Below are 13,374 nucleotides of genomic sequence, written 5' to 3' on the forward strand. Positions count from 1 at the left end.
ATTTCCTTTTGAGAGATTAACCACGTTGAAGTTTTTAACTAGCAATACGTTAAAGCATAGCTAGTTTTATGGCAAATTTTATCAACTATTGGCTAGGCTAGTGAGCTCTTGTTTAGCTAAATAATTGTCCATTGTTGAGCGCAGTAATTTATAAAGTAAAATAGCACCGTCAATTTCTTCTTTTCGGTTGGTTAAACTTTCTATGTTAAGGCCTAGAGGCAAGTTGTATGGTAGTACGGCATCTAATATTTGTACTAAGGTATTGCTTGAAATTCTGATTGATTCATACAATGGCTTTTCAGCATTTAAAATACGTAAGCTTGTTGCCTCTGGTACGCTAACACCAAGCCATTCAATAAACTCTAAAGTCTTTTCGCTACCACAAGGCGAGAAAGTTAAAATAATGCGTTGTGGTTTAACGCCTTGCTGCTGACATTCAATAGCATATCGAGTCAACATGTCTATCGTCGCTTGGGCATTGTAAATAGCTTGTGAAATAAAGAAATTACATCCTTGTTGATGCTTTTCAATAAGCTTATTGTGCTCATTCTTTTTACTAGCGTGGCGCTCAGCAATGGTGATTCCGCCAATAAAAAAATCATTTTCGTTAGCAACTAAGGTTTTATAGGCGTCTCCTAGTGGCAAACTAACATTATTATTTTTTGAAGGGCTTCCAACAAGCACAATATCCCGTACACCGTAATCCTGCCAAGCCTCATTGGCCCATTGATTAAAGTCTTCATTATTCGACTGCACAACACTTTTATATGTGATCACAGGTCTTGTTGATTTTTGATTTAATAGTGAAGAATATAAGCGAGGGTCGTGGGTAGATTTAAAAGGAAACGGGCGGGGCTCTGCCGTACGAGAGTCTTCATTTTGAATATCATAGACAATTAGGCCATCGAAATCGATATCACTTACACGTTCGAGTAACTTGTCGGCGATATTTGATACTTGTTCGATTGGCGTATCACTTTTGGGTGGTGTAGTTCCAATAAAATATACACCACGATTGACATCATTATAACGTGCTCTTAATTCTGAACCATTCTTCACTGTTGTTACTTCTTTTTGTTCTAAACTAGGGAGGATTAACGATTATATTACCTTGTTGTTTAAAAAAAAGCTGCGTCAATCTAATAATTATTTCCTCTACATTATGCATACAAGCGCCATTGAAAGCGGAATTTTTCGATGTCCACCTATTGTTGTTTTATATCCAAACCACCTGAAACTGCATCTTCAAGTGGCTTGGGTATATATCTAAGTATAAAGATCTATTTTATTAAGAATTTCATCTTTGTTTTTTAATAACTTTATTGCATTGAATAACTGTTCGGCCTGTGGGTATTGAAGCCTGAGATAACGCAACCATTGTTTTAATCGACTAGAAAAATAATAGCTTTTATCACCTTTTAATTCCAAAGCGCTGTAGTGTTTGAGTAATGCACTAAGCTTAGACCATGGCATTGGCGCTTCATCAAACTTAATCACATTGGCTAAATTGGGCAGGGCTAATGCGCCGCGACCAAGCATTAAGTTGGCTGTTTGGCTTTGTTCTATACAGTTATTTGCGTCATTTTTATTCCAAATTTCACCATTTGCAAAAATCTCTATATTGTACTTTTCCACTATTTTGCCAATAAAATGCCAATATGCTGGTGGTTTATAGCCGTCTTGTTTGGTACGAGCGTGAATGGTTAACTGGTCAACATTAGCAGAAACAATCGCACTGACAATTTCATCTAATTTTGATGCGTCGGTAAAACCAAGCCTAATTTTCGCTGACAGAGTTTGCTCTGTACCTATAGCTTGTCGAATTTCATGCAAAATTTTATAAATTTGCTCAGGTTCATTTAATAACACGGCCCCGCCTTTACTTTTATTGACGGCTTTTGCTGGGCAACCAAAATTAACATCTACACCATGTGAGCCCATTTCTATCGCTCGTATGGCATTTTCTGCCATCCATGCTGGTTCTTGCCCTAAGAGTTGTAGACGCAGCTTAGTACCGCTTTTTGTTACGCAACCATTTTTTAGTTCTGGGCATATGCGATGAAAGACATGCCTAGGAACAAGTGAGTCAACCACTCGCACAAACTCAGTAATACAGAAGTCATAGTGATTTGTTGAGGTGAGCAAGCGACGCATAAGTTCATCTGCAACACCTTCCATTGGTGCGAGAATTATTTTTTTTACTTGAGGTTTCATGAAGATAAAGCTAGGCTCAACTGTGTTGTAGAAAATAAATATTACTCATTTAACGTTATATCGGTTAAAAAAGTTAGAAAAATATACAGCGCTTGAAATTTATTTACACCCTGTATGGTCTTTGTAAATAGCTATACTTATAGATGTAGTGTCAAATTGAAAAATTAAAAGGAAAACATAATGAAATTAATCAAAAAATCTTCAATTGCAGCTTTGTTAGGCTTGTTTGCATTAACTGTAGCGGCAACTATGCCAGCGAAAGCGGAAACTAACCCATTTGCTGTACAAGATGTAATGACCATTGTTTCAGCTGATAATCACGAGAAAGGTAAGTGTGGCGAAGGCAAATGTGGAGAAGGTAAGAAAAAAGCTAAAGGCAAATGTGGCGAAGGCAAATGCGGTGAAGGCAAAGCTAAAGCCAAAGGCAAGTGCGGTGAAGGCAAATGCGGTGAAGGTAAAGCTAAAGCCAAAGGCAAATGTGGTGAAGGCAAATGCGGCGAGTCTAAAATGAAGAAAAAAGGCAAGTGCGGCGAAGGTAAATGTGGCGAAGGCAAGAAAAAAGCTAAAAAAGGTAAATGTGGCGAAGGTAAGTGTGGCGAATAAGGCTGCCTAACAATACTTCCATATTATCCTAAAGAAAACCACTTCACATGAAGTGGTTTTTTAGTTTTAATACCTGTAAAAGTATTAATGGGTAGTAAAATGAATAACAATGTGGTGATCACTGGCGCTAATCGAGGAATTGGCTTAGCCATGGCGGCAAGTTTTAGTGCACAAGGTGACAATGTTTTTGCTTTGTGTCGCCAATCTAGTGATGCGCTCAGCGCCTTAAATGTTAATGTAATCGAGCAAGTAGATGTTGCAACGGCAGAAGGTCTCAAGCATATGGCAAATGCATTGCAAGGCATTGCGATTGATGTTTTGGTTTGTAATGCTGGTATTTTACGTGATGAAAGTTTAACTCAACTTAACCTTGATACCATACGAGCACAATTTGAAGTTAACGCTATTGCACCGCTAAATATTGTCGCTCAATTGCAAAGCCAACTAAGCAATGGTGCAAAAGTTGCCCTAATAACCTCTCGAATGGGTTCTATTGCTGATAATAGCTCAGGTGGCCGTTATGGTTATCGAATGTCAAAAGCTGCATTAAATGCTGCTGCCATGTCGTTAAGTCATGATCTTGCATATAAAGGAATTGCTGTTGGTATTTATCATCCAGGCTATGTCCAAACCGATATGGTGAATTTCGGTGGTGATATAAGTGCCAGCGAATCAGCAGCACGATTAATAAATTTGATTAATCAATTAACTATGGCTGAAAGTGGTGTTTTTAAACATTCTAATGGTGAAATACTGCCTTGGTAAAACCTAACATGAATAATGCCCTTGAGCTTAATAGCCAATACAATGTTAAGCATATTAAAATTTGGCAAACGGTGCAGGCCATTCCTGAAGGAAAAATAGCTTGTTATGGCCAAATTGCCGATCTTGCTGGGTTACCAGGACGTGCAAGATTGGTGGGTAAAGCACTAGGGGCAGTTCCCGAGCAGGGCTGGCGCGGGCAAACGGTTCCCTGGTATCGTGTGTTAAACTCGCAAGGGAAAATATCCTTTGCTGTTGGCACTGAACACTTTGAACGCCAAAAAGGTTTGTTACAGGAAGAGCAAGTGGTGGTTATTGGTGCACGCGTGAAGTTAGCTGAATTTCAATGGCAACCTGATTTAGCTGAACTATTGTTTGTTTTAGAGCATTAGCGAAAACATTTGAATATTTGCAAACTCAAATGTTTTCGTGATTAATTACAGGTGTGTTCTAACTTCAAAGAGTTCAGGGAAGAAACTAACATCTAAGGCTTTTTTCAAAAAGCCTACGCCGGATGAGCCGCCAGTTCCTTGTTTATAGCCAATAATACGCTGCACTGTGTACATATGCTTAAAACGCCATTGCTGAAAGGCATCTTCTATATCGACCAGCTTTTCTGCTAATTCATAAAGCTCAAAATAGGTATCAGGCTGCTGATAAACATTTAGCCAAGCAGCCAGCACGGATTCATTACGTTGATACGGCTGAGTAACATCGCGTCGTATTACATTGTCATCTATAGCAAAACCCGCTTTAGCTAGGGCAATAATTACTTCATCATAAAGACTATTTTGGTTAAGTAATTGGCTTAATTCTCGATGTGCACTTTCGTTGGCTTTGTGAATGTTGAGCATATCGGCATTTTTATTACCTAATAAAAATTCTAATTTGCGATAGCCATATGATTGAAATCCTGAAGAGCGTCCTAAATCATCACGAAACTTTAAATAATCGCTCGGGGTTAGCGTCGATAAAATATTCCAAGATTGTGTCAATTGTAGAAAAATTTGTTTTACTCGGGCAATGACTTTAAAAGCGGGTCCAAAATTAGCCGACTTTATATGCTCTAGCGCTCGCTGTAACTCATGGCCGGCAAGTTTTAACCATAGTTCGCTACTTTGATGAATGACGATAAAAAGCATTTCATCATGTTCATTACTTATTGGTTTTTGCGCCGATAAAATTCGTTCTAACTGTAAGTAATCGCCATAAGACATTTCATCGTCAAAGTCTTGATGGATACCATCTTCTAATTCACGAAAATTTTCATTTTGATTGTTGGCCGAGCTATGAAAAGGGCAACCTTTTACTTTACTATCTGATTGCTTATTAGACATTGGTGTTGCCCTCCTTTTTAAAAGCCGCTTCGGTGAGCTGTTTTAATTTTTGATAAATAAACTCTTCCTGCCAACAGTCTTCAAGGTTTGGTGTTTTCATAATTTGCTGCATTATTTTTTGTTGAATATCACCAATGGCTAAAGCTTCAGAGTAAGGTAGCAAAGGTGAAAAAGTTACCATAGAGTATAGTGGTATCCATAGTTCAGGGTAGCGTTGATGAAACTCGGCTTCAATTTTCTTTTGTAGTAAAAAACATGTTTGCCCAGAAAGTTCACTCATTTCAATAAAGTTTCGTTTGGCTAATTCGGTAATAGCATCGGCGTTAATTTTACGGGCCGCTTGGTAGGCAGGAAATACTTCTGACCAATTATTGCTATATTGGGTAATTAATTCGTTTAATATTCGGCAATCTTCAAAGCCGCAATTCATGCCTTGGCCATAAAATGGCACCATGGCGTGAGCAGCGTCACCAATTAACGCGACTTTATTATTGATCACCCAAGGGTCAACATTTACTAAAAATAATGGATTAGCCGTTTTTGCCATAAACTCATCGATAGGGTTTTCCAGTAATGGCATAGCATCTGTAAAATTTTGCTGAAAAAATGCTTGCACATCATCACGTTCTGTTAATGCTGAGAATGAAATATCTCCTTGATAGTCAAGAAATAATGTGCAGGTAAATGTGCCATCTGGGTTTGGTAATGCAATTAGCATAAAGTCTTTGCGCGGCCAAATATGCAGGGCATCTTTGTCCATTTTAAAAGAGCCGTCTTCATTTGCTGGAATATGCAATTCGATGTAGCTTTGCGGCATATAGGTTTGGCTATAGCTAAAACGTGGCGTTTCTTGAGCTAGTCGTCGTACTTTTGAGTAAGCACCATCTGCGCCAAAAAGTATATCGCTACTAACTTTATTGATGGAATGGTCATGGCTAAAACTCGCGGCAGCACTACTAAAGTCAACATCAATTAGGCGTTGTTCGAATGCGATATTTATTAATGGCTCTTGCTCTGCCAAATCAAGCAGCTGTTCGTTGATACCTGAACGTGAAACAGACCATATGGCTTGCTCTGCTGTGCCGTAATTTTGTTCTGTGATAGAGCCATCAATGGCATGCATCACTCTCTTTTTCATAGCGATAGCATTTTTTTTAACTTGCTTAGCAATCCCCACAGATTCTAATGCTAACCAACCCCGGTCGGAAAGGGCAATATTTATCGACTTGCCTTGATAAATATTATGAGTTCGAGAGTCAGGTCGTGACTCAAGTAAATTAACCTGATGACCGTGACGTGCCAAAATAATCGCCAACAATGTACCAACCGGACCTGCACCGGCAATTGTGATATTTTCTTTATGTGCTGATATTTCTGACATTAAATGCACTCCTTTAAAATTCTAACGAAGTGAAAAATATCTTGAAAGTTGTTATACAAGGGGACTGGCGCTACGCGAATAACGTTAGGTTCTCGCCAGTCGGTGGTGACGCCATTTTCTTCTAATGCTTTATACATGGCTTTGCCGTCTAGCCCTGCAACATTAACCATCAAAGATAACTGACAGCCTCGCTCACTTGGCTCAACAGGAGTGATAACACGAATTTTATCGCCTAATTCATGCTGAATTAAGTCGAGCAGGTATTGAGTAAGTTTTAATGATTTCTTTCGTAATGCCGGCATACCACCAGCAAGCTTAATGGTATCGAAAGAGCCTCGCACTGCCGCTAGCGATAAAACCGGCGGATTGGATAATTGCCAACCTTCTGCACTTGCAATGGGCTTGAAGGTATTTTCCATTTTAAAACGGCTAGCTTTATCATGTCCCCACCAGCCGGCAAGGCGATTCAATGTGGTATTTTCAACATGCTTTTGATGAACGAAACAACCTGCTACTGAACCTGCGCCGCTGTTAAGATATTTATAGCTACACCAACAGGCAAAGTCGACTTGCCAGTCATGTAGCGATAATTCGATATTACCCGCAGCATGTGCAAGGTCAAAACCTACCTTGATGCCTTTTGCGTGAGCGGCTTTAGTAATGCGCTTCATATCTAACACTTGACCAGTATAATATTGCACACCTGGCAGCAAAATTAGGGCGATTTCATCACCGTGATTTTCTAATATATGCCATAAATCATCATAGTTAAGTAACTCTTCATCTGCGCGAGGAGTCCAAAGTAAAAGGTTGTCATCGACGTTTTTATTATGATGTTTTAGTTGTGATTCAACCGCGTAATGATCCGATGGAAACGCATGATCTTCAATAAGAATTTTACTGCGCTGGACTGTTGGTTGATAAAAGCTTGCCATCATAAAATGTAAGTTAGCGGTTAATGAATTCATCATCACAACTTCTTTTGCTTGTGCTCCGACAATTTCTGCGGCTTGCTCTGTGAGGAATTCATGGTAAGGCATCCATGGAAAGTCACCTTCAAAATGGCCCTTAACGCCACGTTGTTGCCATGCATCAAGTAACTCTATTACCGCCTCACGAGCAAGTTTAGGTTGTAGCCCCAATGAATTGCCAGTGAAGTAGTATTCGTTATTGCCCGAAGCTTGTTTTGGAATAGAAAAATGCTCGCGCATATGGGCGAGAGGGTCGGCTTTATCTAATGCGGTTGCATAGCTTAAGGTATTAATTTTATTGTCTAACATATTATTCTTGCTCTTATTGATGTTTATTTTTTCATTTCGCATGGTATTTAGGTGCCGAGTGAATTATCCGCCAACAACGGCATTTGCTTCATAGAGCATAGGTCTACTGGGGGCAGCATCATTAACAAACGCCGGCGTTTGTAAATTAGCGAAATAAAAACCGTCAGCTATCGTGTTATCGATATAGGCCATTTCAGTAATGGTTTTGTTGATTAAACTGTTTGGATTTGGCTGATGGGCGCCCTCGGTAACTTGCCAAAATAAATGATGGCAGGTGAGTAATCCGTCATCATCGAGTCTATCTAGCGATGGAATATCTAAAATTAAATGTTCTACACCGCGTTCGTTGAGGTATAAAACGGCTTCTCGAGTAAAAAATGCCGGTTGATTATTGGCATTATAATTTTCTTGGCATTTAGTTAAGGTATTTGGCAAGGTTCTTATTACGACGCACTGTAATTGCTCATTACTATAAACAGACAATTGTTGCTCAAGTTGTTGGCGGTTAACCACCAAGTCATCGGCATGGAAATTCGGACTATATTCATCATTGCAAGCCATTGCTGGTATGGGTGTTACAGATATTAATGCACAGGGCATTAAAGGCGGTAATTCAAGCGATGAGATTTTTAGGGCAAGGGCACTACTTGCATCACAAATATGAGCGATGGTTTCGGTGTGAGTACCATTACAATGTGGGTTGAGGGTGAGCTCGTTAACATTGCAACTTCCCCCTTGCTCAGTATCGCCAATAAAACCGCCTGCTTGCATTGGTGTTGCTAGCGCCGGTGTTGCAGAAAAATGGTTTGGTTGCTGCTCAGCATTGTTAAAGTGAACGTCAATAGCTAAAGAATGCGCGAAGTCAGTATTAACATTAAAGCACTGTTTGCCTAGGGTAATAGTGGTTAACATTTTGACCTCCTTATGCGTATTTTCAAACTTATTTGCCGTGCCATTATTGATAACATGATCATAAAAATTGCTCCTTAGTCAGGCCTAGCCAATTGAGCGCACTACCATGTAATAATTTGGCTTTAATATCATCACTAAAGGTACTTTCTTCTATGAGTTTACCGGGACTAAGTTCACCGAGAGGAAATGGGTAATCAGTGCCGAGGGCAATATTATTTGGCCCCATTAAATCGACTAAATATTTCAATGCCAAAGGATCATGCACCAGTGAATCTAGGTAAATTTGCGATAAAAAATCACGTGGATTAATGGAGCAATCAACGGCGCAAAGATCGGGACGAACATTAAAGCCATGTTCAATTCTTCCTATTGTGGCAGGAAATGAGCCACCGCCATGAGCAAAGGCGATTTTTAGCTTAGGTAAGCGTTGCAATACGCCGCCAAATATCATCGAACATATTGCTAAGCTTGACTCTGCTGGCATACCGACTAACCACGGTAGCCAATATTTAGGCATTTTTTCTTTTGCCATCATATCCCAAGGGTGAACAAATACTGCCGCACCAAGATCTTGCGCCGCTTCAAAAATTGGGAATAGTTGTTCGTGATCTAAATTCCAGTCATTAATATGAGAGCCGATTTGAATGCCAGCTAAGCCAATGTCTTTTACGCAACGCTCTAGTTCTTTAATGGCTAAATCTGGTGCTTGCATTGGCACGGTACCTAAGCCAACAAAGCGTTTGGGATGTTCAGCAACAATTCCTGCGATATGGTCATTTAAGTATTTTGCTAAGTCTAAGGTATCATTAGGTTTGGCCCAATAATTAAACATCACAGGAACAGTAGAAAGCACCTGCACATCAACATTATGTTGCTGACAATCTTGCAGGCGTATTTTAGGATCCCAGCAATTGTGCTCAATTTCCCGGAAGAATTTATCGTCAACCATCATACGGGCACAGCCGCATTTGTGATGATCTAAGCTGACAAAACCACCATAGCCATACTTTTCCCGTAAATTGGGCCAAGTTTTTGGTAAAATGTGGGTGTGGATATCAATTTTTAACATATGTTATTGCTCCGCCCGTCACTATGGTTTTGTTGTGATGAAACCGCATTTTTTACACTGGCAGTTTTCAGTTTTACTATAAAAATTATTAAAGACGATAGGTAAATCAGTTTCGATATTGTCTAAACAAAATTGCTGGTTATACAGTGGCGTTTTACATTGCTGACAAAACCAAAATAGTGCATCTTGCTGTCCTGGTGCTCGTTTTTGCTCAACCACTAAACCAACACTGTTTTCAAAGCGTTGTGGGGAATGCAAAACCTTAGGGGGTAAAAGAAAAATTTCGCCAGCTTTAATTGGAATGTCAATGAACTCAACGGCCTGAGTCGCATGTTGTGTTGATTTTTCACATAACTGTGGGTAGCAATCTTGTTCATCGCTATTAACGATGCTGAGCACCATTTCTCCTTCTAATTGATAAAAAAGTTCTGGCGTTTCATTGTAATGAAAATCGGTGCGATTATTTGGACCACCCACTACCATAACAATGTAATCATCTTGTTCGAATATCTGCTTATTGCAAACCGGTGGTTTGAGTTGCTCTCGGTGATCGTCAATCCATTGTTGCAAGTTAAATGGCATGGCAAAGTTAAGCATGACTAAGCTCCTTTTGAATTATCTGTAGAGGGCAGTGCCGCGATACATTTCAATTCAATAGCAATTGGGGTTGGTAGTTTGTTAATTTCGACTGTAGTACGACACGGCATGTTTTCTGAAAAGTATTCTGCATAAATACGATTGTAGGTGGCAAAATCATCTTTCATATTGGTGAGGAAAACCGTGACATCCACTAAGTCCATCCAGTCAGCTCCAGCGGCGGCTAAAATAGTACTGATATTTTGAAAAACGCTGTGACATTGAGCTTCGATATCATAATTAACAATTTCACCATCTTGGTTTAATTCAACGCCCGGGATGTCAGAGCTGCCAGCTTGACGGGGGCCAACGCCAGATAAAAACAGTAAATTGCCAACTTGGCGAGCATGTGGGTATAAACCAACTGGTTTAGGGGCTTGTTCAGCGTTAAATATTTCAGACATAGATTTTTCCATTTTAATTATTATTTGTTATGTGTGTTTTATCAGTTTTTTAATACTTTGCTGTTAAGGTTCATCGAATAGGGTTATATCGATGATTTACGCTCTAGCTATTGCGCTGAATCGCTACGGATAACTAGCTAAAGGAGGTTCTTAACGTGCAAAAATTAAGTGCAGTTAAAATGCATAAACAACATCAACTGCCATTACTACAGTTTAGTTCAATAAGAAAGGATAGGAGATCAGATCAAGGTCCACTTGCAGCCTAACACGCTGGAAAATATCGCTCCTGATGATTTAAATTTGCAACAAACTTGATTCATATTTCAGCCGTATCGCTAATATTTAATACAAACATTTTTACTTTCGCTAAAAAATCGCATTGCTTCAAGGCCACCTTCACGGCCTAGGCCTGAGCGATTCATACCACCAAACGGTGTACGTAAATCTCTTAGTAACCAACAGTTAACCCATACAATGCCAGTGTTTACTTGTTCGGCTAATTGGTGTGCACGAGGTAAATTGTTGGTCCATATGGTAGCCGCTAAGCCATAATCACTGTCGTTGGCTAACGTCAGCGCCTCTTCATCGCTATCGAATGCTTGTAGAGTGATCATTGGGCCAAAAATTTCTTCTTGGTTGCATGTCGCTTGGTTATCTAAATTTTCAATAACCGTTGGCTGTAAAAAGTAACCTTGTTGGCATCGTCCAGATAACTGAACTTGCTCGCCGCCAGCTAGTACTTGGCCTCCTTGAGTTTTAGCAAGCTCAATATAAGCGAGTACCTTTTCTAAGTGAGTTTTTGAAACTAGCGCGCCCATTTTACTTTCGCTCTGTAAAGGATCGCTTGGTATTAACGCTTTAGCTTTAGCAACGAGTGCTTGTTTAAACTTTTCATATATCGGCCGCTCGATATACAGCCTTGACGCGCATAAACAGATTTGCCCTTGGTTAGCGAAACTGGCTCGAAAGACTTGCTCGACTGTGTTGTCTAAATCACAATCTGCAAATATTAACGCTGGGTTTTTTCCACCAAGTTCTAGTGAAAGCTTTTTAAATGTTGGGGCTAATAAGCTAGCAATGGCTGCACCTGTGGCGGTGCCGCCAGTAAAAGATATCGCTTTAACGTCTTGGTGTTGGCAAATGGCTTGGCCAACGTTGGCCCCCTTGCCATGAAGGATATTCAACACGCCATCAGGCAAACCAACCTTTTGGCATATTTCACCCAGTAAAGCCGCGGTCTTAGGTGTTACCTCTGACGGTTTAGCAATAACACAATTTCCGGCAGCTAATGCTGGCGCAATTTTCCAAGTAAATAGGTAAAGCGGTAAATTCCACGGTGAAATACAGCCGACGATACCAATAGGTTGGCGTAAAGTGTAATTTATAGCGGTACCGGCCATGGCATGAGATTCACTGGCAAATTGCGAACATGCGTGGGCAAAAAATTTAAAGTTACTGGCGGCTCGTGGAATATCTACTTCACGAGCTAATGCTACCGGCTTACCATTGTCAGTTGCTTCAGCAATGGCTAATTCGTCAATGCGATTTTCTATTTCTTGGGCGATAGCACTAAGGATATCGGCGCGTTCCTCCAAAGGCATGGTTTGCCATGCAGGTAGAGCTTTTCTAGCCGCAGCCACAGCAAGTTCAACATCTGAATGATCACTATCAGGAATTTTGCCATAAACCATACCTGTTGCTGGTTCCACGTTATCAAGATAGCGCAAAGCTTGTGGGGCTTGGTATTGGCCGTTGATAAAATTTGCAATAATATCCATCAAAATATTCCTATAAGCAGCTTGTGCGGCCACCATCAACAGGTAGGTTAATACCGGTAATGTACCCCGCAGCGGGTGAAGCTAGGAAAGCTGCTGCGGCAGCAAATTCCTCAGGAGCCGCAAATCGACGCATGGGGATTTGTGCTTTTTCATTAATGGTTGCTTGTTCGATAGAGATATCTTGTTTTTTTGCCTTGCCAGCAATAATGGCATCTAAACGAGCGGTTGCCGTGGCGCCCGGCAAGACATTGTTGACGGTGATACCAAAAGGACCTAACTCGTTTGCTAAGGTTTTTGCCCAGCTAGCAACGGCACCACGTATGGTATTTGATACACCTAAACCTGGGATGGGTTGTTTCACCGAGGTTGAAATAACATTAATAATTCTACCGAATTGATTCTTTTTCATCGCAGGCAACAGCGCTTGTACCAAATGATGATTGGTAACTAGGTGTAAATTAAAGGCGTCAATAAAGGCACTAACATCGCTAGAATTTGCTGGACCTGGGGCTGGGCCACCGGTGTTGTTAATTAAAATATCATAGCCGCCATTTTTAGCGACATCAGCAAGAATAGTTTGTTTAACTTGCTCAGGGTTTGAGAAGTCAGCAATTAAAATTTGATGATTTTGTCCTTGAGCGCAACAAAGCTCTTGTTTGACGTCTGCTAGTTTTTCTTGATTACGAGAAAATAGCGTTACGCTGGCGCCCAAGCTGGCAAGTTCCATGGCACATGCGCGGCCAATGCCTTGACTACTGCCACAGACTAACGCGCGTTTAGCGGTAAAATTAATATCCATTACTGACCTTTTATTATATTTTTAAGCTTAAATTGTGCATCGAAAATCAGCTAATACTTGTGCAAAAAATTAATGTATTATCAGGCTAATTCAGTAAACAATTTAAGTTGTCATTTTTTTGTTAGGACTTTTTTAGCACAATAAAAAATTTAATGTCAGCAAAATTTTGCCAAAAATTGTGCAAAATTGTTGGCTAACT

The 13,374-nt window shown here is 40.2% G+C and carries 14 protein-coding genes; 3 read left to right on the forward strand and 11 right to left on the reverse strand.

Translation table 11 applies throughout. The features are described from left to right. Positions 1–81 precede the first annotated feature (81 nt). On the reverse strand, positions 82–1,059 hold the full coding sequence (locus AC27HL_RS05515) for a methylenetetrahydrofolate reductase (protein ID WP_487079594.1): 978 nt from the start codon (positions 1,057–1,059) through the stop codon (positions 82–84). Positions 1,060–1,266: 207 nt separating this feature from the next. Next, positions 1,267–2,214, reverse strand: a complete 948-nt coding sequence (locus AC27HL_RS05520; protein WP_487079595.1) for a tRNA-dihydrouridine synthase — start codon at positions 2,212–2,214, stop codon at positions 1,267–1,269. 180 nt (positions 2,215–2,394) lie between these two features. Here AC27HL_RS05520 and AC27HL_RS05525 point away from each other — a divergent pair, with 180 nt between their 5' ends. From AC27HL_RS05525 to AC27HL_RS05535, 3 genes are all read left to right on the forward strand, one after another. Further along, entirely contained in the window at positions 2,395–2,817 is a 423-nt protein-coding gene (locus tag AC27HL_RS05525; protein ID WP_487079597.1) for an HvfA family oxazolone/thioamide-modified RiPP metallophore, read from the forward strand. 99 nt (positions 2,818–2,916) lie between these two features. Continuing rightward, on the forward strand, positions 2,917–3,582 hold the full coding sequence (locus tag AC27HL_RS05530) for an SDR family oxidoreductase (RefSeq protein WP_487079599.1): 666 nt from the start codon (positions 2,917–2,919) through the stop codon (positions 3,580–3,582). Between the two features lie 8 nt (positions 3,583–3,590). Continuing rightward, positions 3,591–3,971, forward strand: a complete 381-nt coding sequence (locus tag AC27HL_RS05535; RefSeq protein WP_487079601.1) for an MGMT family protein — start codon at positions 3,591–3,593, stop codon at positions 3,969–3,971. Positions 3,972–4,016: 45 nt separating this feature from the next. Here the strand turns inward: AC27HL_RS05535 and kynA are convergent, their stop codons facing one another. From kynA to AC27HL_RS05580, 9 genes are all read right to left on the reverse strand, one after another. Continuing rightward, complete coding sequence (gene kynA / locus AC27HL_RS05540; RefSeq protein ID WP_487079602.1) at positions 4,017–4,916, reverse strand: tryptophan 2,3-dioxygenase; 900 nt, start codon at positions 4,914–4,916, stop codon at positions 4,017–4,019. Beyond that, entirely contained in the window at positions 4,909–6,297 is a 1,389-nt protein-coding gene (locus AC27HL_RS05545) for an FAD-dependent oxidoreductase (protein ID WP_487079603.1), read from the reverse strand. The genes kynA and AC27HL_RS05545 overlap by 8 nt, the downstream gene beginning before the upstream one ends. Beyond that, positions 6,297–7,577 (reverse strand): kynureninase, encoded by a 1,281-nt coding sequence (gene kynU, locus AC27HL_RS05550; RefSeq protein ID WP_487079604.1) that lies wholly within the window; start codon positions 7,575–7,577, stop codon positions 6,297–6,299. The genes AC27HL_RS05545 and kynU overlap by 1 nt, the downstream gene beginning before the upstream one ends. A gap of 63 nt (positions 7,578–7,640) precedes the next feature. Continuing rightward, entirely contained in the window at positions 7,641–8,489 is an 849-nt protein-coding gene (locus AC27HL_RS05555; protein WP_487079605.1) for a cyclase family protein, read from the reverse strand. Between the two features lie 58 nt (positions 8,490–8,547). Continuing rightward, on the reverse strand, positions 8,548–9,558 hold the full coding sequence (locus AC27HL_RS05560; RefSeq protein ID WP_487079607.1) for an amidohydrolase family protein: 1,011 nt from the start codon (positions 9,556–9,558) through the stop codon (positions 8,548–8,550). A gap of 21 nt (positions 9,559–9,579) precedes the next feature. Continuing rightward, positions 9,580–10,155, reverse strand: coding sequence for a 3-hydroxyanthranilate 3,4-dioxygenase (locus tag AC27HL_RS05565; protein ID WP_487079609.1), 576 nt, complete (start codon positions 10,153–10,155; stop codon positions 9,580–9,582). Positions 10,156–10,157: 2 nt separating this feature from the next. Beyond that, a complete protein-coding gene (locus AC27HL_RS05570) occupies positions 10,158–10,598 on the reverse strand; it encodes a RidA family protein (RefSeq protein WP_487079610.1) in 441 nt (146 codons plus the stop codon). A 335-nt stretch (positions 10,599–10,933) separates the two neighbouring features. Further along, positions 10,934–12,376: an aldehyde dehydrogenase gene (locus AC27HL_RS05575; protein ID WP_487079612.1), complete on the reverse strand. Its 1,443-nt coding sequence runs from the start codon at positions 12,374–12,376 to the stop codon at positions 10,934–10,936. A gap of 10 nt (positions 12,377–12,386) precedes the next feature. Further along, on the reverse strand, positions 12,387–13,175 hold the full coding sequence (locus tag AC27HL_RS05580; protein ID WP_487079614.1) for an SDR family oxidoreductase: 789 nt from the start codon (positions 13,173–13,175) through the stop codon (positions 12,387–12,389). Between the last annotated feature and the right edge of the window lie 199 nt (positions 13,176–13,374).

The sequence above is a fragment of the Colwellia aquaemaris genome (assembly GCF_057548755.1).